The sequence below is a fragment of the Microlunatus antarcticus genome, from assembly GCF_014193425.1.
Taxonomy (GTDB): domain Bacteria; phylum Actinomycetota; class Actinomycetes; order Propionibacteriales; family Propionibacteriaceae; genus Microlunatus; species Microlunatus antarcticus.
On the sequence record NZ_JACHZG010000001.1, the window covers coordinates 2,031,217 to 2,052,677 of the forward strand.

Annotated in this window: 23 protein-coding genes; 10 read left to right on the forward strand and 13 right to left on the reverse strand. The window is 71.8% G+C overall.

What is annotated here, in order from left to right; translation table 11 throughout:
- Positions 1-5: 5 nt before the first annotated feature.
- Positions 6-1,223 (forward strand): MFS transporter, encoded by a 1,218-nt coding sequence (locus FHX39_RS09410; protein ID WP_183337839.1) that lies wholly within the window; start codon positions 6-8, stop codon positions 1,221-1,223.
- A gap of 22 nt (positions 1,224-1,245) precedes the next feature.
- Here FHX39_RS09410 and FHX39_RS09415 read toward each other — a convergent pair whose 3' ends face one another.
- Positions 1,246-2,199, reverse strand: coding sequence for a ketopantoate reductase family protein (locus FHX39_RS09415; protein WP_183337841.1), 954 nt, complete (start codon positions 2,197-2,199; stop codon positions 1,246-1,248).
- A gap of 105 nt (positions 2,200-2,304) precedes the next feature.
- On the opposite strand from FHX39_RS09415, the gene FHX39_RS09420 reads away from it, so the two are divergent.
- Entirely contained in the window at positions 2,305-2,865 is a 561-nt protein-coding gene (locus FHX39_RS09420; RefSeq protein ID WP_183337843.1) for a TetR/AcrR family transcriptional regulator, read from the forward strand.
- A 10-nt stretch (positions 2,866-2,875) separates the two neighbouring features.
- Here FHX39_RS09420 and galE read toward each other — a convergent pair whose 3' ends face one another.
- From galE to FHX39_RS09435, 3 genes are read right to left on the reverse strand one after another with little or no spacing between them, the layout of a single operon-like run.
- On the reverse strand, positions 2,876-3,874 hold the full coding sequence (gene galE / locus FHX39_RS09425; RefSeq protein WP_183337845.1) for a UDP-glucose 4-epimerase GalE: 999 nt from the start codon (positions 3,872-3,874) through the stop codon (positions 2,876-2,878).
- Entirely contained in the window at positions 3,871-5,580 is a 1,710-nt protein-coding gene (locus tag FHX39_RS22100) for a stealth family protein (RefSeq protein ID WP_183337847.1), read from the reverse strand. The genes galE and FHX39_RS22100 overlap by 4 nt, the downstream gene beginning before the upstream one ends.
- A 22-nt stretch (positions 5,581-5,602) precedes the next feature.
- Positions 5,603-7,324 (reverse strand): stealth family protein, encoded by a 1,722-nt coding sequence (locus FHX39_RS09435; RefSeq protein ID WP_183337849.1) that lies wholly within the window; start codon positions 7,322-7,324, stop codon positions 5,603-5,605.
- 988 nt (positions 7,325-8,312) lie between these two features.
- On the opposite strand from FHX39_RS09435, the gene FHX39_RS09440 reads away from it, so the two are divergent.
- The gene (locus FHX39_RS09440; RefSeq protein ID WP_183337851.1) at positions 8,313-9,548 is read left to right on the forward strand and encodes a choice-of-anchor P family protein; all 1,236 of its coding nucleotides are present in this window, start codon (positions 8,313-8,315) and stop codon (positions 9,546-9,548) included.
- Positions 9,549-9,594: 46 nt separating this feature from the next.
- Here the strand turns inward: FHX39_RS09440 and FHX39_RS09445 are convergent, their stop codons facing one another.
- Together FHX39_RS09445 and FHX39_RS09450 are read right to left on the reverse strand one after the other, a co-directional pair.
- Positions 9,595-10,275, reverse strand: a complete 681-nt coding sequence (locus tag FHX39_RS09445; protein WP_183337853.1) for an alpha/beta hydrolase — start codon at positions 10,273-10,275, stop codon at positions 9,595-9,597.
- Complete coding sequence (locus FHX39_RS09450) at positions 10,272-11,162, reverse strand: VOC family protein (protein WP_198423329.1); 891 nt, start codon at positions 11,160-11,162, stop codon at positions 10,272-10,274. The genes FHX39_RS09445 and FHX39_RS09450 overlap by 4 nt, the downstream gene beginning before the upstream one ends.
- Before the next feature lie 105 nt (positions 11,163-11,267).
- On the opposite strand from FHX39_RS09450, the gene FHX39_RS09455 reads away from it, so the two are divergent.
- From FHX39_RS09455 to FHX39_RS09465, 3 genes are all read left to right on the forward strand, one after another.
- Positions 11,268-11,753 carry a MarR family winged helix-turn-helix transcriptional regulator gene (locus FHX39_RS09455; RefSeq protein WP_183337855.1) on the forward strand — a complete coding sequence of 162 codons (486 nt, stop codon included), beginning with the start codon at positions 11,268-11,270 and terminating at the stop codon, positions 11,751-11,753.
- 77 nt (positions 11,754-11,830) lie between these two features.
- Positions 11,831-12,238 carry a RidA family protein gene (locus tag FHX39_RS09460; RefSeq protein ID WP_183337857.1) on the forward strand — a complete coding sequence of 136 codons (408 nt, stop codon included), beginning with the start codon at positions 11,831-11,833 and terminating at the stop codon, positions 12,236-12,238.
- A gap of 108 nt (positions 12,239-12,346) precedes the next feature.
- Positions 12,347-12,685, forward strand: a complete 339-nt coding sequence (locus FHX39_RS09465) for a low molecular weight protein tyrosine phosphatase family protein (RefSeq protein WP_183337859.1) — start codon at positions 12,347-12,349, stop codon at positions 12,683-12,685.
- A 1-nt stretch (position 12,686) separates the two neighbouring features.
- Here the strand turns inward: FHX39_RS09465 and FHX39_RS09470 are convergent, their stop codons facing one another.
- The 4 genes from FHX39_RS09470 to FHX39_RS09485 form a co-directional block, all read right to left on the reverse strand.
- Positions 12,687-13,034 carry a copper resistance protein CopC gene (locus FHX39_RS09470; RefSeq protein WP_183341190.1) on the reverse strand — a complete coding sequence of 116 codons (348 nt, stop codon included), beginning with the start codon at positions 13,032-13,034 and terminating at the stop codon, positions 12,687-12,689.
- Positions 13,035-13,043: 9 nt separating this feature from the next.
- The gene (locus FHX39_RS09475; RefSeq protein WP_183337861.1) at positions 13,044-13,304 is read right to left on the reverse strand and encodes a hypothetical protein; all 261 of its coding nucleotides are present in this window, start codon (positions 13,302-13,304) and stop codon (positions 13,044-13,046) included.
- Between the two features lie 99 nt (positions 13,305-13,403).
- Positions 13,404-14,189 carry a PhzF family phenazine biosynthesis protein gene (locus tag FHX39_RS09480; RefSeq protein ID WP_183337862.1) on the reverse strand — a complete coding sequence of 262 codons (786 nt, stop codon included), beginning with the start codon at positions 14,187-14,189 and terminating at the stop codon, positions 13,404-13,406.
- Positions 14,186-14,803 carry an HD domain-containing protein gene (locus FHX39_RS09485; RefSeq protein ID WP_183337863.1) on the reverse strand — a complete coding sequence of 206 codons (618 nt, stop codon included), beginning with the start codon at positions 14,801-14,803 and terminating at the stop codon, positions 14,186-14,188. The genes FHX39_RS09480 and FHX39_RS09485 overlap by 4 nt, the downstream gene beginning before the upstream one ends.
- Positions 14,804-14,951: 148 nt before the next feature.
- On the opposite strand from FHX39_RS09485, the gene FHX39_RS09490 reads away from it, so the two are divergent.
- The 3 genes from FHX39_RS09490 (at position 14,952) to FHX39_RS20670 (ending at position 17,723) form a co-directional block, all read left to right on the forward strand.
- Entirely contained in the window at positions 14,952-15,677 is a 726-nt protein-coding gene (locus tag FHX39_RS09490) for a VOC family protein (RefSeq protein WP_183337864.1), read from the forward strand.
- 64 nt (positions 15,678-15,741) lie between these two features.
- Entirely contained in the window at positions 15,742-16,401 is a 660-nt protein-coding gene (locus FHX39_RS09495) for a rhomboid family intramembrane serine protease (protein WP_183337865.1), read from the forward strand.
- Positions 16,402-16,484: 83 nt separating this feature from the next.
- On the forward strand, positions 16,485-17,723 hold the full coding sequence (locus FHX39_RS20670) for an excalibur calcium-binding domain-containing protein (RefSeq protein WP_198423330.1): 1,239 nt from the start codon (positions 16,485-16,487) through the stop codon (positions 17,721-17,723).
- A gap of 198 nt (positions 17,724-17,921) precedes the next feature.
- Here the strand turns inward: FHX39_RS20670 and FHX39_RS09505 are convergent, their stop codons facing one another.
- On the reverse strand, positions 17,922-19,421 hold the full coding sequence (locus FHX39_RS09505; RefSeq protein WP_183337866.1) for an amidase: 1,500 nt from the start codon (positions 19,419-19,421) through the stop codon (positions 17,922-17,924).
- Between FHX39_RS09505 and FHX39_RS09510 the strand changes: the two genes are divergently transcribed.
- Complete coding sequence (locus FHX39_RS09510; RefSeq protein WP_183337867.1) at positions 19,420-20,109, forward strand: TetR/AcrR family transcriptional regulator; 690 nt, start codon at positions 19,420-19,422, stop codon at positions 20,107-20,109. The genes FHX39_RS09505 and FHX39_RS09510 overlap by 2 nt on opposite strands.
- Before the next feature lie 128 nt (positions 20,110-20,237).
- Here the strand turns inward: FHX39_RS09510 and FHX39_RS09515 are convergent, their stop codons facing one another.
- Together FHX39_RS09515 and FHX39_RS09520 are read right to left on the reverse strand one after the other, a co-directional pair.
- Entirely contained in the window at positions 20,238-20,894 is a 657-nt protein-coding gene (locus FHX39_RS09515; RefSeq protein ID WP_183337868.1) for an alpha/beta hydrolase, read from the reverse strand.
- Positions 20,895-20,983: 89 nt separating this feature from the next.
- Positions 20,984-21,397 carry a nuclear transport factor 2 family protein gene (locus tag FHX39_RS09520; RefSeq protein ID WP_183337870.1) on the reverse strand — a complete coding sequence of 138 codons (414 nt, stop codon included), beginning with the start codon at positions 21,395-21,397 and terminating at the stop codon, positions 20,984-20,986.
- Between the last annotated feature and the right edge of the window lie 64 nt (positions 21,398-21,461).

Genomic DNA, 21,461 nt, shown 5'->3' on the forward strand with positions numbered 1-21,461 from the left:
CCCGGGTGCCCGACAGCCGTCGCCTTCCGCTCTGGGCGGGACGTACGGCGGCGCTGCTGGGGATCGTGCTCGTCGCCTTCAGCCTGCGCCAGGCGGTGGCGGCGGTCTCGCCGATCCTCGGCGCCATCCGCGTGGACGTCCCGGTCTCGAACCTCGACGTCGGTCTGCTCGGCACCCTGCCGCCCCTGCTGTTCGCGGCGTCCGGGTTCGTCGCCCCACGCGTCGCGCGTGGCGTCGGGCTCGACGGCGGCATCGTCCTGGCGCTGGTGCTCATCACCGCGGGCCACCTCGTCCGCGCGGCCGCCCCGGGCTTCGGCGTGCTGCTCGCCGGCAGCGTCGTGGCGTTCGCCGGCACCGGCCTCGGGAACGTGCTGCTGCCGTCGCTCGTCCGGCGCCACTTCCCCGACCGGGTCGCCCTCCTGACGGCGCTGTACGCCTGCATCGTGGGCGTCAGCACCGCCGTGCCGGCCGCCCTCGCGGCGCCGGTGGCCGAGCGGGAGGGCTGGCGGTTCTCGCTCGGCCTCTGGTCGCTGACCTCGGTGGTCGCGCTCGTCCCGTGGCTCGTCGTCCTCGGGCGGGAGCGCCGTCGGAGACGGGCGGCGGCCGACGACGTGACAGCTCCGCCCGCCCTCGTCACGCGCCTCTGGCGGTCGCGCGTGGTCCTGTCGATCACCGCCGTGTTCTCGACCAGCACGATCTGCACCTACGCCGGCTTCGCCTGGCTGCCGGAGATCCTCGTCGACCTCGCGGGGTCGACACCGACCGAGGCGGGCCTGCTGCTCGCGGTGACCGGCCTCGTGAGCGTCCCGGGCGCCCTCGTCGCGCCTCTGCTCGTGGCGCGGCTGCGCAACGTCGGCTGGCTGATCGCAGCCGGCAGCGGGAGCTTCGTCCTCGGCTACCTCGGGCTGCTGCTCGCGCCGGGTTCGCTCACCCTGCTGTGGGTGCTGCTCGTCGGCGCCGGGTCGATCCTGTTCCCGGTCTGCCTCGTGCTCATCAACGCGCGCACGCGGACCCCCGGCGGCACGGTCGCGGTCAGCGGCTTCGCCCAGGGGGTGGCGTACGCGCTCGGCGCCCTCGGGCCGCTGCTCGTCGGGCTGCTGCACGACGTGACCGGCGGCTGGACCCTGCCGCTGGTGCTCCTCCTCGCCGTCGCCCTCGTGGCGACCGTCCCGGCGATCGCGCTGTCCAGACCCGCGTTCGTCGAGGACGAGCTCGCCCGCTGACCGGTCGCCCGGCCACCGGCGGTCAGCTGAGCCTCTCGGCCGCGAACCAGGGCTCGGCCGCCTCCAGCCGCGGCACGGGGACTCCGAGGCGGTGGGCCTCGGCCAGGGTGTCGCGGCAGACCGCGCGCAGCTCCTCGGGATTGGCGTGCGCCTCCATCACCAGGCGCATCGGCGGGAAGTGGCCGAAGAGCCAGGTCAACACCGGTGCGGCCAGCCCGACCGGCGCCCTGTAGGGCAGCAGGTCTACGCGGTGCCGCTGCAGGTCGACCCCGCGAGCCTCGGCGAGGGGCAGGAGCTCGCGGGTGGCCAGGATCGCCTCGCGAACGTCGCGCCTGCTCCTGGCCAGGGCAGCGAGGGACCCGAGTCGCAGGCTCTGGGTGTGGAGGCCGGCGTTCTGCAGGAAGTGGATCGTCAGCCAGCCCCGGAAGTCGGTGGTCTCCGAGATCCTGAACCCAGCCTTCCGGAACACCGCCCGTACGGCCCGCCCGCGCTCCGACGGCGGTCCGCCGAGCGTGCCGAAGAAGACGACGGGGAGCAGGGCGGCTCGCAGCACACCGTCCTCGCCGAAGCCGCCGCCCGCGCCCGGGAAGCCCCAGACCACCTGGTCGGCGGGCAGGGCCTGGACCGCGACCGACGGCTCCACCAGGAGGTTGTTGAAGACGAGGACGGTGGCGCGGCCGACCCGGGGCGCCAGGAAGGACACGACCTCGGGAAAGCTGTAGTGCTGGACGCTCACCACGATCAGGTCGACGTCGTGGTCCGGCTCCAGCGACTCGCGGTAGCGGACCGGCCACGTCCCGGTGACCGGGCGCCCGCGCAGGCGGCGGCGTGCGTCGAGCAGCTCGAGGTCGATCGCCGCTCCGTACTGCACCGGCCGCCCGGGCCGGACGTAGAACTCGACCTCGTGCCCGGCCTGCTCCAGCGCCCACCCGTACGCCACGGCGATCACGCCGCGCCCGAACATCAAGATCTTCATCGCCCCACCTCGCGACCCTCGTCCATTCCAGGCCGCCTAGAATCGGAAACTGTCTCCACTTCGAAGATATGGAGGCAGGTTCCGCTTGTCAAAGGAGGACGTCGGGTGACCACCAGCAAGCCGCTGCGCGCAGACGCCCGGCGCAACCGCGACGCCCTGCTCGCCAAGGCCCGTGAGCTGTTCGCGGACGGCCGCTTCGACCTGCGCTTCGACGACTTCGCCCGGCTCGCCGGGGTCGGGACGGGCACGCTCTACCGGCACTTCCCCAACCGTGCGGCGCTGGCCGAGGCGGTCTACCGCGAGGAGCTCGCCACGCTGTGCGACCGCGGTCGCACATTGCGCGCCACGCTGCCGGCGGCGGAGGCGCTCGCGGCCTTCCTCCGAGGCTTCGTCAGCCACCTCGGCAGCCACCAGGGCCTGGCGCGCACGCTCGCGACGCTGATGACCGCCCAGCCGGACACCCTTGCCGACGGCGGCCGCGAGCTGGAGCAGGTGATCGGGGAGCTGCTGGCGGCCGGGGTCGAGGACGGCACCGTCCGCGACGACGTGGGACCCGGCGCCGTGCTGATGGTCCTCCAGGGGATCTGCACGGCCTGCGGGCACCCGGGATCACGCGCCGACGCCGACCGCGCCGTCACCCTCGTGCTCGACGGCCTGCGCCGGTAGAGGCGGTCCGCTAGTAGCCGAGCAGGTCCGCACGCCGGTCGAGCCAGGCGAGGGCCGAGCGGACGCCGTCCTCGAGCGACAGCTCCGCGTGCCACCCGAGCAGCTCACGCGCCCGGTCGACGTTCGCGTACGCGCCGGCGGAGTCGCCGGGGCGCCGGGGACCCTCCACCACCGGGACGGGCTTCCCCGTCACCTGCTCGACGAGCGCCACCAGCTCCCGGACCGTGACGCCACGACCGGTGCCGAGGTTGAGCGTGACGGCGGGCCCCGCCTCCCCGACCACGGCGTCCAGCCGTTCGACGGCGCGGACGTGGGCACGGGCGAGGTCCCAGACGTGGAGGTAGTCGCGCAACCCCGACCCGTCGCGGGTCGGGAAGTCGGTGCCGGTGAGGGTGAACGTGGGCTGCTCCCCGCGGGCCGCCATCAGCAGCTGGCCGAGCACGTGGGTGGGGCGCCGGACGTACGGGCCGGTGGTCAGGGACGGGTCCGCGCCCACCGGGTTGAAGTAGCGCAGGCTGATCGCCCGGAGCGGTGTCGCGGCGGCCAGGTCAGCGAGGACCGTCTCGATCATCAGCTTGCTGCGCGCGTACGGCGAGCCGGGCCCAGTAGGGGAGTCCTCGCTCACCTCCGGCGCCGGACCCGGCGCGTACACCGAGGCCGACGAGGAGAACACCACGCGGGTCTGCCCGCTCGAGACCAGCTGGTCCAGCAGCTCGAGGGAACCGGCGACGTTGTTGCGGTAGTAGGCGTACGGCTGCTCGACCGACTCGGGCACCACGATGCGGGCGGCCATGTGGATCGTGCAGCCGATGTCGGGGTGGTCGTCGAGCACCCGGGCGACCAGGTGGCGGTCGGCGACGTCGCCCTCGTAGAAGGCCCGGTCGGCGACGAACGACCGGGGGCCGCAGACCAGGGAGTCCAGGACGACCGGGACGTGACCGGCCAGCTCGAGGGCACGGGCGGTCGTCGACCCGATGTAGCCGGCGCCGCCGGTGATCAGGACCTTCACGAGCGCCCTCCGACTTCCCAGCGCGAGGGCACGGGGAAGTACGCGGCCAGGAAGTCCTGCACGTCGGCGTGGTCGATCGGGGGCTGGTCGGGCGCCGGCGCGTCGTTGAGGCAGAACACGGACCGGTCGCGGTGCCGCAGCAGCCGCTGCAGCCGGGGTGCCTGCTCGGCCAGGCCGATGTTGACGTAGTCGTAGCTGATCCGGGTGGTCACGCCAGCCCCCGTGAGCTCCAGGTAGTACTGCAGCAGCTGGTCCGCGGCGAAGTCGTCGTGGTGCCGGAACGGGTGGCGCAGCACGCGGGCGAAGTCGTCGGCGAAGAGCTCCTCGAGCTCGTACAGCCGGCTGCGCAGCTGGGCGTGCGGCGTGTGGCGGACCGCCCGCGTGATGGTCGTGCCGAAACGCTCCTCCAGCATCGCCCGGATGTTCCGACTGATGTTGAGGTGCGGCTCGTCGGTCACGGTCGGCGGCCCGAAGGGGCGGTGCAGCCGGGCGGGGAAGAGTCGCGCGAGCCCGCTGGGCATGAAGAAGTCGCGCTTGACGACGTCACGGCCGAGGAACACGTCGTCGTTGAGGTAGACGTGGTGCTCGGCCAGGTCCGGGATGTGGTGCAGCTGGCTGATGATCGCGTTGCTGTTGAAGAGCGGCAGCACGCCGTGGTCCTCGACGATGTCGCGGTGGTCGACCACCGTGAGCCCCGGCGTCTCCTCCGCCAGCCACGACGGCCGCTGCTGGTCGGTCACCAGCCAGACGTGGCGGACCCAGGGCGCGTACGCGTCGAGCGAGCGGAGCGAGTAGCGCAGCTCGTCGCGGTCGGTGAAGCGGTTGGCCGCCGCCGACTCCGGGTGGAACGGGGTGCCCTCGACGCGGGCCCGCGTGCGCAGCATGCGGTCGCGCCAGACCGGGTCGGACCCGTCGACCCAGGTGTAGACGACGTCGACGTCGAAGGTGACGTCCTCCAGCATGACCTGGCCGAAGACGCGCGGTCGCGCGTACACGCGGCCGCCGATCTCGTGCGGCTCGGTGTCGGCGAGGGTGCCGACGGGGAGCAGGTTGGACGCGACGTTCGAGCGGGGGCCGATCGACATCGGCGACCCGGCGCCCGCGACCTCGCCCTCCTCCCAGAGCTCGACGTCGCAGCCGTACTGCTGCCCGACCGTCCACGCGCCCGGGGCCGAGCGCACCCGCCGGTACACGCGCACCACCCGCCGGGTGCCCCACTCGATCGACTCCGCAGCGGCGGCGGGCAACGCACGCCCCACGGAGCGGCTGCCCACGGCGAGCTGGACCTGGGCGGACCGGAGATCGGGAGCCCGGGCCAGTGCGCTCAGCACCAGGGCCTGGTCGGCGGCGCTCACCGCCAGGGTGTAGCGCGTCGCTGAAGACGTCCGGATCAGCACGTACGGCACACCGGCGGCCTCGAGGGCCGTCGCGGTGCGGGCGAGGTTGTCCTCGCGGAGCCGCTGAGGATGCCAGTGGGGGTCCGTCACCACCCAGCGTCCGGCCTCGAGGACGGCCCGGGGCTCGTTGGACGGCAGCTGCCGGGCCCGCCGCTCGGCCAGGGTCGCGCGGAGGCTGCGCCGGGCGCGGGTGCGCGGCAGGACCAGCACGCGCAGGGCCCGGACCCGTCGTCCGCCCAGCGTGCCGCGCGCCACCGCGCCCGCCCGGGTGCGGCCCAGCCGCAGCACCGCGCGGCGGTAGGGGCTCACGCGACCTCGCGGGCGAACGGGCTCAGCACTCGAACCGGCTGGGGAGGGGGAAGTAGCTCTCGAGGAACCCGGCCACGACGTCGTGCTGACGCTGGGTGGTGAGACCGCTCGAGTCGTGGTCGTTCAGGCAGAAGACGTCGCGGTCGCGGCTCTCGAGCAGGAGCGCGAGCCGGTCCGGGGTGTCGGCCCGGGCGATGTCGGCGTAGAGGTGGCGCAGGCGGCCGGGCACGGCCTTGCCGACGAGATAGCTGTACGCCAGGCCCAGCGACGCGGAGACCGAGAGGTCCGACGGGCTCCGGAACGGTGCGGAGGCCGTCGCCGCGAGCTCCTCGGCGAACACGTCCTCGAGCTCGTACATCACGGAGCGGCGCAGCGAGTACGGCGCGTGCTGGAACCGGTGCAGCGTGGTCCGCCCGAACTTGTCGGCCAGCACGTCGCGGTTGTTCTTGGCGGCGCTGGTGATGGGGAGGTCGCTCGCGCGCAGCGGACCGGGCGCGACCTTGACGTTGGAGAAGAAGATCTTGGGCAGACCGTTGCCGAGCACGAACAGGCTCGGGTCCACCGGGCGGCCGAAGAAGAAGTCGTCGTTGAGGTACAGGTAGTTCTCGGCGAGCCCGTCCAGGTGGTGCAGCTGCGACTCGATGGCGTGCGAGTTGAACGTGGGCAGCCGGCCCCGGGACCCGAACAGGGCGGCGTGATCCACGACGGTGAGGCGGGAGTGGTCGACGTCGAGCCAGTCCGGCACCTGGTCGTCGGTGACCAGGAAGACGTGGCGGACCCACGGGGCGTACATCTCGAGCGAGCGCAGGGAGTAGCGCAGCTCGTCGCGCGACGTGAAGCGCGACTCGTTCGCCGCGAGGTCGTGCAGGGGAGCGTTGCGCTCCTCGTGGAGCGCGGCGTCGCGGCGACGCTGCCAGGCCGGGTCGCTCCCGTCCACCCAGGTGTAGACGACGTCCACCGGGTCGAGGTGCTGCAGGAGGTGCGGGTGCTGCAGCGCGGCCGCCACCGGTCGCAGCCGGCCGTCGACCGGCCGCTCGACGACGCCGACCGGCGCCGGCTCCACCGCCTCGGGCAGTGCGTCCGTCGTGCGCTCACCCAGCAGGGTGCCGCTCTCGAGGAACTCGCCGTTCGAGGTGCGCTGGTGGCTCGGGCCGACCTCGCACCAGAACTGGAGGTCGCACCCCATCTCGGCGCCGCTGAGCAACGCCCCGGACGCGGTCGCCAGCGGCTGGAAGACGCGCAGCGTCTTCGTCCGGAGCCCGCGCCGGGTCAACGGGCGGAACCTCGACGGCTGCCGGGAGTAGACCGGACCGACCTGGAACGCGGCCGCCGTCAGCCGGTCGGCGAGCGCGCGGTTCGCGAGGGCGCGCTGGGACTCGGGGACGGCGATGACCCGTCGGCGGAAGGGGTCGACCGACACGAAGACGTGGTCGACGCCGTGCGCGGTGAGCGCCTCGGCGACCTGTGCGGCCTGCTCGGCCCAGACGAGGTCGGACCGGAAGGTCTCGACGACCCGGGCGAGCGCCGCCCGACCGTCCACCTTGACCCGCACGAAGGTGTCCGCGTCGCCGGTGCGCTGCAGGTTCTTGGACAGGCGCCGACGCAGGACGGCGGCCCGCGCGTCCGACACCGCCCGCTGCGGGAGGGTCTCGCCCTGGCGTACGAGACGCGCGTACTTCGTCACTGCGCCCGGCGCCGTGCGGCCGAGATGGTGCCGCACGGTGGTCGGGACGAGAGATGTCATGTCCGCCCTCTGCCTCCGTGAAGGGCGTGGACCCGCCCATCCTGTTCTTCTGCCGGTCACCATAACGACACGAAAGGGACCGACCCCGGTAGCGGAACCCGGGTGTCGGGACATTTGTTGACGCCGGCCCGAAGGCGCGGGAGCTGGGACCCGACGAACCCGTAGCGACCTGGCGACAACACAGCTCGATCATCAGATCCATGACCACGAGCATCGGTTGGTGACCACGAACCCCCTCTCCTCGTCCGGGTCCCGGGACCGCGGACGACGCGAATGACGGGCGCGAAGGGGCAGAGCATTCGGAGCCCCGACCAGAACGGGTGGCCCTCTTGGCGTGTGGATTCCCGAAGAAAGATCGAGAGAAAGAAAGCCGCGAGGTCCAGGACAGAACGGAACGTTGAACTTCGTGCGTGAATGACGTAATCATCTCGGGGTTCCGGCCAGCGACCTTCGCGGTGAAGAGCCGTCCGCACCGTCCTGCCCGCTCCTGCGGGGCCGCGCCGCCGCTCCACGAGTACGTGGGGCCGCCGCGCTGTCGGTGGTCGAGGAGGCGGAGTGGTAGGCCGGTCGCCTTCACTTCTTCACCCTGGCAGGAATGCCGAGGACGTCATCAGCGATGGCGGGCTGCTGCGCGAAGCGCTTTTGTCCCCCGCGCGGGGGACACATTCCTTTCGGGACGAAGAGTGGTCCGGCAAGCTCCTCGGACAAGACCGCCGTCGACGATTCCTGCTGCTCGATCAAGCGCCGGCAAGCCATTGCCTGTTCAACCAGTGAATGGTCGAGCAGTTGGGTCTTTCTTCTTCTGTTCTTCTCCGGTGGTGCTTCTCCAGCGTTACGCTCGTGCTTCCCAGACCGGCGCTGACCGCCTTTCCGCGGCAATGCGAATCGGAATGGGAGTGTTCTCGGCCAGCACGATCAAAGACCTGCTGGTGATCGGCGTCATCGGGGGTGGCGCCGGCAACCTCCCCGCACGAACTGAAGGAGTTCCATGTCCCACCCCCGCCGGATCGGAGCCGCCGCGCTCGCGGCTGCCGCCGTCACCCTCACGGTCGCCCTGCCCGCGCAGGCCGCCACCTTCAACCCGTCTGGCGGCTCCGCCTACGCCACCACCGCGAGCGTCGGCACCCTCGTCAACCTCGGCAAGACCTCCTACGTGCCGCTGTGCACGACGAAGACGCCGGACTCGGTCTCGAGCAACACCGCGGCGCTGGACCTGGGCGGCCTGCTCGGCAACGTCGGGGCCGCCACCACCACGGTCTCCACCTCCGAGACCAGCAAGGCGAAGAAGGCCGAGGCCGTCACCGAGGTGGCCGGGACCTCGCTGCTCGCCGGCATCATCCAGGCGGACGCGATCACCTCGACCGCCACCGTGACGAAGGACTCGAAGGGGTACGACACCTCCGGGTCCAGCGTGTTCGTCAACCTGAAGATCGCCGGACTGCCGATCAAGGCGTCCCCGAAGAAGAACACGACGGTGAAGGTGCCCGGGGTGGCCACCGTGGAGCTGAACGCGCAGGACAGCTCGAGCGGCTCGGCCGGCTACAAGGCCGGCACGGCCGCCATCCGGGTGACGCTGCTCAAGAACAACACGCTCGGGCTGCCGACCGGGAAGATCGTCGTCGGCGGCGCGAACGCGTCGATGCAGAAGACGACGCACGCCCTGCCCTACGGCAACGCGTACGGCACGCAGCTCAACGTGGCCAGCATCGTCGGCTCCGGCAAGACCGCCGCGGTCACCCTGCCGTGCGGCGGCAGTGCCGGGAAGACCCGGACCAACTCGATCTCCTCCGTCAGCGCCCCCGGGGTGCTGAAGGTGGGCGCGGTCAAGAGCACCGGCAAGTCGACGGACAGCTCGTCCTCCACGAAGGCGGCGACGAGCTCGTCGGTGGCGAAGGTGAACCTGCTCGACGGTGTCGTCACCCTGGACGCCGTGAACGCGTCGGCGACCGCGACCCGCAAGAAGGGCAAGGTCGAGACCTCGTCGTCGGGCACCAAGATCGCCGGCCTCAAGATCAACGGCAAGAAGATCAGCGTCGACGTCAAGGAGAACACCCAGATCGACATCGCCGGGATCGGGACGCTCTACCTCCGCAAGGTGGTCAAGACGGGCGTCAGCACCACGGTCGTCGGTGTGCAGCTCGTGCTGAACACCGACACGCTCGGCCTGAAGTCGGGCACCACCCTGACCGTCGGTTACGCCAAGGCGGGCGTCAGCGCCAGCTGAGCCACCACCTCGCCAGCCCTCCGCCGGGCTGGTCGAGGGGAAGAAGTCACACCGGTCGACCTCCGTACGCACCCGCGTGCGGAGGTCGACCCTCGTCTGCAGCGGGAGAAGCGGTGAGCCAGTAAGCGAGGACGTCCAGGTCGTCCGCGGTCAGGCCGTGCCCGCCGGGGGTCCGGTGGGCCGTCAACGTGGCTCCCGAGCCGTCGTGCAGATAGGTCCACGTACGGGCCTGGAGCTCGGGCGGGATGACCTGGTCGACGCGGCCCTGGACGAGCAGGACCGGGAGACCGGCCAGCCGGTCCGGGGTGGTCGGCACCCCGGCGTCGAAGGGGAGGGTCGCGTAGAGCGTGGCCAGGCCCGCGTAGCGCGAGGGATCGGCCAGAGCGGCTCCGCCCGCGAAGGTGGCGCCGCCGCTGAAGCCGACGAGCACGACGGGTCGGTCCTGCGCGCCCAGGGAGTCCAGCCAGGTCGTGAACCAGGCCACGGAGGCGGCGAGCGAGTCCGGGAGCGGGCGTCCGATGCCGCGGTTGGCGAACCAGGCGAAACCACCGCCCTCGGCGATCGGCGCGCGGAGGGCCACGTACGCCGGCCCGACGGGCAGCCGGTCGGCCAGGGTCACGATGTCGCGCTCGTCGGCGCCGCGCCCGTGGAGCAGCACCACCAGGGGAGCGGTGGGGCCGTCGGCCTGCTCGAGGGTGGTGTGCCAGAGCTCCGTCGTGGTGGTCATGCCTTCACGGAGACCTCGAGGCGGTTGCCCCACGGGTCGTCGAAGCGGACCGCCTGACCGTCGTCGGCGACCGGGACGCGGTGGTGGGCGAGACGCTCGCCGAGGGCGCCGAGGTCGTCGGTCGCCGGCAGCTCGATGCGCACCAGCCCCAGGCCCAGGGTGGCTCGGCGTCGACCGGCGCCGGCACTGTTCCAGGTGTTCATGGCCATGTGATGGTGGTACTTCCCGGCGCTCACGAACAGGGCCTGGCCCTGCCACTCGGCCATGGTCTCGAAGCCGAGCCGGTCGACGTAGAAGTCACGGGCCGAGTCGACGTCGCCGACGCAGAGGTGGACGTGACCGACGCTGGCCGGGCGCTGATCGGCCCCGGCGAGGGCGACGGGGTCGAGGTGGTCGCGCAGGTAGGCGTTCGGGTCGAGGAACAGGCTCGCCATCTCGACCCGACCGTGCGTCCAGCTCCACTCCGTGCGGTCGCGGTCCCAGTAGAGCTCGACGCCGTTGCCCTCCGGGTCGGTGAAGTAGAACGCCTTGCTGACGAGGTGGTCGGCGCTGCCGGTGAACGTCCCCGGGTGGGCCTGCGCCACCGCGTAGACCGAGGCGGCCAGGTCGGCCTCGGTCTCGAACAGCACCGCGGTGTGGAACAGACCGGCCTGGCGCGGGCTCGCGCGCTGGAGCTCGGGGGCATGCTCGAGGACCACGATCGGCGTCCGGCCGCGGCCGAGCGTCACGGTGCCGGCGACGTCGGACAGGACGGCGAGGCGTACGGCGTCGCGGTAGTACGCCGTCATCGTCGCGAGGTCGGCGACGCGGAGGGTGACCGCACCCATGTGCGTGTCGGGCGCCAGGAGGTCGGAGCCGGTGAGGTTCGGCCCGGTCGGGTTCGACATGGTGCGGTGCTCCTTCATGAGCCCTCGGCCCAAGTGGTTGTCTCTACAACCAAGACGGTAGCACGGATGGTTGTAGGGAAAACCATGTCTGCGTAGGCTGGAGTCGTGGACACGCCCTGGCTCGACGACCGCGAGCAGCAGGTGTGGCGACGGTTCGCCGCGGTGCTCGAGCTGCTGCCCGGGGTCCTCGACTCCGAGCTCGTACGCCATGACAGCCTGACCCACTTTGACTACTTCACCCTGGCGATGCTGTCGGAGGCTCCCGACCGGACGCTGCGCATGGGGACCCTGGCCGGGCTCACCAACGCCAGCCTGGCCCGGTTGTCCAACGTGGTGACGCGGCTGGCGTCGCGGGGACTGGTCGAGCGGAAGCCCTCCGCCGACGACCGCCGGGCGACCGACGTCGCGCTCACCGAGGCGGGCTGGGCCAAGGTCGTGGAGGCCGCTCCCGGGCACGTGCGGACGGTCCGTTCCTCCGTCTTCGACCTGCTCGACCCCGACCACCTCGACCAGCTCTCGAGCATCTGCGAGCGGCTGCTCGACGGGCTGGACCCTCAGCACCGCCTCGTCGGCCACGGCCGGACGCACTGACCGGACCGACCGACCTCTCGAGCCGGCTGCTCTGAACCCGGTGGCGACTCCCGGCGTGCGGAGCCAGAATCGGGGGCATGCCCGACGCCAGCCGTCTGATCCGCAGCCCTGAGCTGACCAGCGAGGTGGAATACGCCTACGCCGCCGTGGTCGGCGCCGGCTCACGACTGGTCTTCACGGCCGGCGCCTGCCCGCTGGACGAGGACGGCGCCACGGTCGGCGTCGGGGACGTCCGGGCGCAGGCCGCCCAGGTGATGGCCAACCTGGCCGTCAGCCTGCGCGACGCCGGGGGCTCCCTGGGCGACGTCGTCCGGACGACGATCTACGTCGCCTCGAGCGACCGGGCCGATCTCGGTGCGGTGTGGGAGGTCGTCCGAGACGCACTGGCCCCGCACGACCCGCCGAGCACGCTGCTGGGCGTGGCCGCCCTCGGCTACCCCGACCAGCTCGTCGAGGTGGACGCGGTGGCCGCCCTGAGCGCTTAGCAACATGGACGTGCATGCTCCGCAAAACCGTCGGTTCGGTCTGACGCGTCGTGGTGCCTCCGCCGGTCACCGCAAGAATCGGTTGGCCCTGGTCGGTGGCCTCAGGTGATGCATGTCCTGTTCGTGTGCAGCCGGAACCGTCTGCGCAGCCCGACTGCAGAGCAGGTGTTCCGCTCGTGGCCCGGAGTCCAGGTCGCGTCAGCCGGCCTCAAGCCGGACGCTGATGAGGTCGTCACCTCCGAAGACCTGGAGTGGGCCGATCTGGTGCTCGTGATGGAGAAGAAGCACAAGCAGGAGCTCTCTCGAAGGTTCATGCCGTTCCTCCGAGATACTCCGGTCGCGGTGCTCGGGATCCCTGACGACTACGCCTACATGGCCCCTGAGCTGGTTGACCTGCTGCTCCGCAAGGTCCCTCCATACCTGTCGGGCGACGTTCGGGGGAAGTGACCTATTCCTCCGCAGCGGCCTTCCTGCGGCGGTCGGCGCGGTCGAGGCGGAGCAGCACGACGGTGAGGAGAACGATCACGGCGCCGGTCGTGGCGAGGATCCACGGCCTGCTGCGGTCGGCGTCCGCTGCTTGCGCCGGAGGGGTGACCGTCGACGCCGTCTCCTCGCTGGGCCAGGCAGGGGCGTGCGACTCGCCGTCCCGGCTGACCTCGAACTCGAGCACACCGCTGCCGGGATGCCCGTCGAAGGCCGCCAGCTCGTAGCCCACGCGGTACCGGTCGTCGGGGAGCGGGGCGACGGGCTGGACGGTGACCGAGGTCTTGTCGTCGGCGAACGTCGGGGTCCCCAGGGTCGGGGCTTAGCCGGACAGCCCCCGCAGCGTGAAGGTCGCCCCCTCGGTCCGGACCGGGCCGGTGAAGCGCAGCTCGATGACCTCGGCCGTACGGACGACCTCGTCGGCGGAGGGCGTCGAGCCACCCAGGTCCACGTCGTGGGCGCTGGCCGGTGTGGGGCTGACGACGGTGAGCACACCGACGACGAGCAGCAGCAGACCGGCCCACCGCGTACGCCCTGCGCGCCTCGACGGACGCCACGGGTTGCTGGCGCGGTTCGGCTTCATGGAACAAGCCTCCCTCGTCCGTCTCCGCGGCGCCCGCGACTCACCGCACGTCGTCGGTCGAGGTGGCGAGGTCATGCCCGGCCCTCACGGGCGCCGTGCTCACAGCTCGATGTGGCCCTCGAGGAAGAGGATGCACGCGCCACCCAGCAGCACGCGGTCACCGACGAGCCGGCCCGTGAGGTCGCCCCCACGCCGCGACGCCTGGTGGGCGACGAAGGTGTCCCGACCCGTCCGCGCCGCCCAGAACGGCACCAGCCCGCAGTGCGCACCACTGGTCACCGGGTCCTCGGGGATGCCCTTGGCCGGCGCGAAGTAGCGGCTCACGAAGTCGTACGGCCCGTCGCCCGCTGCGGTGACCACGACGCCGGTCCGGTCCAGCTTCGCGACCGCCGCGAGATCCGGCGCGAGCGTCTGTACGTCGGAGGCCGACTTCAGCCGGGCGAGGTAGTTCCCCCCGTCGCTCGCGGTCTCCTCGGGCGTGACGCCGAGCGCGGCCGACAGCAGCGGCGGTGTCGCGACGGGTTCGACCGCACGTACCGGCAGGTCGACCTCGTACGTGGTCTCCCGACGGCTCACCGTCAACGGGCCGCTCGCGGTGGCGAAGGCGACGCTCGTACGCCCCGGCTCGAGCCGGTCGAGCACCACCATCCCCGCGGCGAGCGTGGCGTGCCCGCACAACGGCACCTCGACCACCGGCGTGAACCAGCGCAGTCGGTAGCCGGGCCCGCCGGGCACGACGAACGCCGTCTCGGAGAGGTTGGTCTCGGCGGCGACGGCCTGGAGGAGGTCGTCGTCCAGGAACTCCTGCAGCACCACGACGGCGGCCGGGTTGCCGGTGAACCGACGGGTCGCGAAGGCGTCCAGCTGGAACAGGGGCACCTTCACGGCCGCGAGCGGTCCAGACGTTCGAGCGGGTGGTGCGCCAGCTTCTGCGCGACCCCGCCCTCGACGATCCGGCGTGCGGCCGTCGTCGGCTTCCGCCGCGCCTGCTCGGTCACCCCCGCGGTGAACTCGTCGGCCAGCGTCAGGCGGGGGTACGCCTCGAGGACCTCGAGCAGGAACTCGCGGGGCAGGAGGTCCGGTCGCGCCCCGCTGATGTCCAGGCTGGTGGCGACCTCGAGGAGGTGTCCCTCCACGTCCAGCCCGGGGTCGACCGACGGCCAGTTGTGCCGCACGATCACCTCGAGCGCACGCCGGCGTCGTTCCGCGGGCCAGCCCGCTCCCGCGGTGAGTGCGACCGCGACGTGCCCGCCGGCCTCCTCGTACGACAGCGAGACGTTGTCGTAGGCCGGGACGAGCCCGAGGTCGTGGAGCACCGCGGAGACGTACAGCAGCTCGTGGTCGACGCCCCGCCGGTCCTCGACCAGCGCGAACGCCTCGGCCCAGAGCCACGAGCGGACCACGTGGTGGAGCAGGGCCGGGGTGTGGGACGCGGCGGCCAGCTCAACGGCGGCCCGGGACGCCGGCGTACGGGGCGGGTCGAAGTCCTGCAGGCGCACGACGCCATCGTCGCAGGGCCGGCCGCCGCATCCGGTCCCGCTCCGACCGGCGACCGGGCGCCCGGCCGCTGCCGCGCAGTGCAAGCCTGGGTCAGGTGTGTCCCGACGACCGGGGCAGCAGGCCCGTGGCGATCGGAGGCCGGCAGCAGTGGCTCTGCACCTCGAAGCGGTGACCTTCGACGTCGCCGACGTGTCGTCGGCCGCCGTGTTCTGGGCCGGGCTGCTGGAGCGTGAGGTCGTCCCCGAGCCCGGTGCCGCGCTGCTGCCGGGTGACGCGACCCAGGTCGGACTGCGCTTCGTCACCTCCGAGACCGAGCGCGTCGGCAGGCCGCGCCTCCATCTGCACCTGACCAGCAGCACTCCCGAGGACCAGCGACGCACCATCGAGACGGCGCTGCGGCTGGGTGGCCGCCACCACGACGTGGGTCAGACGGACGACGAACGCTTCGTCGTCCTGGCCGACCCGCAGGGCAACGAGCTCTGCGTGATGGAGCCGGGCAACCGCTACCTCGCCGGCACGGGGCACCTCGGCGAGATCACCTGCGACGGGCCCCGGGCCGTCGGCCTGTTCTGGCGCGACGCGCTGGGCTGGCCGCTGGTGTGGGACGAGGGCGAGCAGACGGCGATCCAGTCGCCGCTCGGCGGCACGAAGATCGCCTGGGACCTCGAGTACCGGTCGCCCGCCGAACCGCGCGTCGGGAAGAACCGGTACCGCTTCGACCTCGTCAGCGCCGAGCCGGCCGGCGAGGTGGAACGCCTGCTCTCGCTCGGAGCCACCCGTCTCGCCCCACGACCGGACGACGTCCGGCTTGCCGATCCCGCCGGGAACGAGCTCAGCCTCCGCCCCGAACGCGACTCGCCCCCACCCCGTTGATCGGGCCGGCCGAGACCCACGGGCGGACTGTTCTTGTCCGACCATCCTGTCCGAGGAGACCCTCATGAGCACGGCTCAAGGCGGCCTCGCCTCCGTCCTGATCTACGTCGTCGTCTACGTCGCGACCCTTCGCACGGTGTACGGCCACCTCCGCAGCGGTCGGGCCGCTCGCCGCCCCCACCCGGTCGCCGTCGTGCTGTGGCTCGTCGTGGCCGTGCCGTCGCTCCTGCAGCTCGTCCGGCCCCAGATCTACGCCGCCCTCGCGCGCGACCCCGTCCTGACCGGCCACGGCGAGTGGTGGCGGCTGCTGACCTCCGTCCTCGTCCAGGACGGAGGTCTCGTCGGCACGGCGTACAACCTGGTGACGCTCGCGCTGACCGCGCCCGCCGCCACGGCCCTGTGGCGCCCGCTCCGGGCGGTGGCCGTCTTCGTCGCCGGCGCGCTCGTGTTCAACCTGCCGGCCACGTTCGCGTGGCACGACGGCGGCGGCGGGAACTCCGGGGCCACGTTCTTCCTCGCCACCTCCATGCTCGGGGTCCTGGTCGTCGGGAGCCACGCGCGCCAGATCCGTACGGCGGCACTCATCGTGGCCGGGTGCGGGATCGCCCTGCTCGTCCTGGGCGACGCGCACGGTGAGGCCGTGCTGGCCGGCCTTTTGGTCGGGGCCGCCGTCGCGGCGGCCTCTCGAGCGCGTCGGGTGGCGGGGGAACGAGCAGTCCGGTGAGCCTGCCGGACGCATCAGCGGGCTTGGACTTGCGGCCAAGACCGTGGCAGGGTCTCGCTCGTCCCCGACCCCAAGAGGTTCCCGTGAGAAGTCTCAGAGTCGCTGCTGCGTTCGCGCTGGCCGCTCTCGGCCTGGTCGGCCTGGCGCCGAGCGCGTCTGCCGCCGATGCGGCCACGATCTACCCGATCACCGAGCCCGCCGGGTTCTACGAAGGGTTCGGTGGCGAGATCACGATCGACTACGCGTGCACGATGCCGACGACCGCGAAGGACGCGCTCGGCGTACGCGTCCTGCAGGACGTGACCGGCGCGACGCTCGCGTTCACGGGCAGCTCCGGCGTGACGTGCGACGGGACCCGTCGCACGGTCGTCGTCGACCTGACCAGCGACGGCAACGACCCCCTCGGGCCCCAGTCGAAGGGCGGCCCGGCCCGGGCCGAGGTCTCGCTGCAGGAGAGCCGGCTCGACCAGGCGATCTCGATCGTCCGCACGGACGTCGACCCGATGCCGCCCGTCGTGACCCCGTCCATCGTGGTCGACGGTGATGTCGTCTTCACCACGGCCACCCAGGGGAGCGTCACGCTCGACGTCCAGTGCAACAGCTGGGCCAGCGGGGTGTCCGTCAGCGTGCAGGGGGAGGACGAGGCGACGGGGGACGCGGGGATCGCCTGTGCCCAGGACCGCACCGTGACCGTGCCCCTGACCGCGAAGGGCGCAGGCTTCCGCGTCGGGACCCAGACGGTCGAGCTGCGCGCCCAGCTCGCGGACGAGGTCACGCTGGTCACCAAGGTCGACCTGCGTCGGGGAACGCCCGTGCCGCCGGCTCCGGTGAAGCGGACGGTGTCCCTCACGGTCGACGCCTCCCCCGAGACGGTCACCCAGGGCAAGAAGATCACGATCAAGGGCTCGGTCCGGCGCGACGGCGAGAAGGTCAAGCTGAAGACCGCGCTCGAGTTCCGTGCGGACGGCGGTGACTACGCGAAGGTGAAGACCGTCAAGTCGTCCAGCAAGGGTGTGCTGAAGACGACCGTCAAGGCGAGCCGTTCGGGAACGTTCCGCTACGTCTACGCCGGCAGCTCCACCACCGAGGCCGGCGCGTCTCCCGGGGACCACATCGTCGTCACGCCGAAGCCCAAGCCCCTCCCGAAGCCGAAGGCGTACAAGAACTGCACCGCGCTGGTAAAGGTCTACCCGCACGGCGTGGGCAAGCCGGGGGCCGAGGACAAGGGTGGCGACGTCACCGACTTCACGCGGGACAAGAAGACGTACGCGAAGAACAAGAAGTCCGACCGCGACAAGGACGGCATCGCCTGCGAGCGGTGAGCACGCGTCACCCTCGCCGACGCCGAGCACAGCAAGCCCCGCGTCGTCGCGCAGGGCGACCTCGAATGCACCTCGACGGCGCAGGACGTGGCCGACCTGCGCCTCCGGGGGCAACCGGTGCAGGTCGACGTCACGGTCGGTCCGAACAGGTCGACAGCTTCTACGGCGTCGTGCACGCCACGTCCTAGGGCCGGACGGTCACCGACTCCGCTCGACGGCGTTCCCCACCCGGTAGAGCGTCGCTTCGTCGAAGTGGCGCCCGACGAGCTGCAGCCCGACCGGAAGTCCGTCAACCGTCCCGCACGGCACGCTCAGCGCCGGGTGGTGCGTGATGTTGAACGGGGTGGTGTTGGACGACATCTCGATTGCGGCCTGGATCACGGCACCCGGGCTCGCGTCGGGAGCGGGTAGCGCCCGTGCGGTCTGCGGGGTCGTCGGGGTCAACAGGACGTCGAAGCGCGACAGGGCCTCGTCGTAGGCGGCGCGCAGCGTCCGGGTCCGGTTGACGGCCCTGGCGTAGTTGAGCCGACCGTGCTGAGCGTCGACGTAGCGGCCGACAAGGGTGAAGAGAAGCACGTTCGCCGGCCGTCCCGCGACCGTTCGGCGTCGGTCGAACAGGTGCTGCATCAGGTCGGTCGGGTAATAGTCGTCACGACCGAAGGCGAAGCCCTGGTTGCGCAGCACGGTCTCGGCCATGCCCTCGATCGCGATCGCTGTCCACAGCGCCGGACCGAGGTGATGGAGGGGGACCGAGACGTCCTCGACGACGGCTCCGAGCTCCCGTAGCGACTCCGCCGCCGTGCGCACGTTCTGGTCGACCGCTGCCTCGGCGTTCGGGCCGCCGAAGCCTTCGGCGAGGACCCCGACGCGCAGGCCCCGTACGCCGTCGTCGAGCGCGCTGAGGTAGTCGCCGACCCGGATGTCGCGCTGGCGCGGGTCGATGCCGTCGGACCCGGCGAGGACGGTGAGGAACCGGGCGTTGTCGGCGACGGTGCGCGTCATCGGTCCGACGTGGTCGAAGAACCCCTCGAGCGGGGCGATGCCCGTATACGGGACGAGGCCGTAGGTCGGCTTGAGACCGACGACGCCCGACCACGACGCGGGCATCCGGATGGACCCGGCCTGGTCGGCGCCGAGGGTCATGTCCGCGTCTCCGGTGCCCAGGGCCACCGCGCTCCCGCTGGACGAACCGCCGGCCGAGGTCCCCATCCGGTGCGGGTTGTGCACCGGGCCGCTGTGCGCGGTGTGGCTGCCTCCGGACATGCAGAGGTATTCGTTGGTCGTCTTGCCCACGATCTCGGCGCCGGCGGCGAGGGCCCGGGTGACGACGGTGGCGTCTCCGCTCGGCACGAAGTCGGCCAGCACGTCGGTCCCGTTGGCCATCGGGAGCCCCGCGACCATGATGCTGTCCTTCACCCCGAGCCGCACGCCGGCGAGCGGGCCGGACGCGGCGCCCGGGATGGAGGTCCGGACCTCCCACGCGTGGTGCGGGTCCTCCTCGGACGACGGGACGCGGTAGGCCACCGCCGCGCGGCCAGGGAGGACGTGGGGTTCCGGGACGCTGTCGACGGCGTCGTAGACCCCGAGCAGTCCCGTGATGATCGCGGTGTACTCGTCCGGCGCGTCGGCGACGGCGGTGTAGCCGAGCTCCGACGCCAGGGCGGAGATCGCGGCGCTGGTCGGCGTGGGGAGGGACATGTCGAGCCTTTCGACGGTGGTGGAAGTGACCGGCGGCGAGCGCCTGGACTATGTGCACGAAGATACACATAAGTGTCTGGACGTATACAAGCCTTATGCTGGCGTGGTGAAGACGTCCGGCGCGGAGCAGAGACCTCGCAACGCCGAAGGCACCCGGAACGCGATCCTGGCGGTTGCACGCGGTCTGTTCGCCCGACACGGTTACCGACCGACGACGGTCAAGGCCGTGGCCGATGCGGCCGGGGTCTCGCCCAACCTGGTCACCCGGTACTTCGGTGGCAAGGACGGGCTCTTCCTCGCCGCGTCGCAGGTCGACATCAACGAGGACGACGTCTACGCGGGCGAGCTGTCCGGGTTCGGCAGGCGACTGGCCCGTAGCGTCGTGGGGCGGTGGACGAGCCAGGCGGGGGAGGACCCGCTGCTCGTGCTGCACCGTGCGTCCGGCGAGCTCCCCGAGGCCGCCGAAGGGCTCGCCCGGTTCCTCGACGAGCACTCCACCGGTCCGGTGGAGCGCTACCTCCGGTCCTGCGGACTCTCACCCCTGGCCGCTCGGCACCGAGCCGAGGCGGTGGACGCCCTGGTGCTCGGCCTCTCCACGCGGCGGCGGGTCCTGAGGTCGGACGTCGGTGACGGGAAGGACATCGAGATCTGGCTGGCCGAGAGCCTGCAACGGATCGTGTCCGGCTGATCCTCTCGAGGTGAGGCGTGACGGACAGAACTGAGCAGAAGAGGTGTCCCGCGCCACGAGCTCACATCGAGCTCGTCGACCCGCTCCCACAGGGTGCGCGAGCTCTCGGAGAGCGGCCGGATCCATCCTCAGCGCGGCACACCTCGTGGCTCGGGCGAGGCGTGAGGGAGGTGGATCGCCCCGAGCCAGTCTCGTGCGACCTCCTCGTCCTCGGCGGTGATCGCGTGGCCGGCCGGCAGGACCCGGTGGGTCACCGCGACTCCGGCAACCGACAACCGCTCCGCGAGTCGGCGGCCGTCGCCCGGATCCCGACGTCGGTCCTGCGCTCCGTCGACGATCAGGACAGGGACCGTGCTGCGGCGGTACAGGGCATCGGCGGTGAACGGGGACAGGGGACGGAACAGGATCGCCCCGACCAGCACCTCGGGACACGCCGCCAGGAGCGCCGCGGCCATGATGGCGCCGTTGGAGAACCCGACCACGACCGGCGGCTTCGCCAGGAGCCCACGGTCCGTGAGCTCTCGGACGAGATCGGCCAGCACCGGGACGCGGGCTCGGAGGTCCGCCTCGTCCACCCGCCGATCGGGGTGTCGACGGAAGAAGGAGTACCCATCGCCCAGGGCGACCGTGCCTCGTACGCCGAGTCGCGAGGCACCGGGCGCCAAGCGGTCGGCCATCGGAAGCAGGTCGGCCTCGGTCCCGTAGGAGCCGTGCAGGAGGACGAACGGGGGAGAGGCGGTGTCGCTGCCGGTCTCGAAGACCCAGCGGTGCGGCGATGACGACATCGGCGCCAAGGTACGTCGAGACTCGTCGACGCGCGACCGCGTTCCGGACCTCGCTGAGGCGCTACCCGGGCTCGGCCCGCCAACCCACGTCAGGCCTCCGACGCGGGGTGGAGCGGCGTGATGACCCGCAGACCGATGAGCCACCGTCCTTCGTGGTGACGGAAGGTGTCGTCGTACGTCACCGCACGCAGCTCCCCGTCGTGCATGATCATCAGCCCTCGCGACCGGACGGCGGCCGTGCCCTCGTCGCGCTCGTCGCGCTCGTCGATCACGACGTTGGTCAGGAAGTGGGCGGTCGGGGCGTGCCCGCTCGCCCGGAGCCCGGCCGCGGCGGCCCGGATGGCGGGCAGCCCCTCGAAGGCCCCCATCCCCACGTGGCTCATGTCGTACACCGCGTCCGGGACGAACAGCTCGTCGAGGCGGTCCAGCTGGTCCTCGTCGGTGACGTACGCGACGAGCGCGAGGGTCTGCGTGATCTGGTGACGGTCGTCGGCGTTCAGCATCTGGCTCTTCTTCCTCCGGTGCACCTGCGACTGTAGGTGGTACTCAGTACCGTAGCAGACTGAG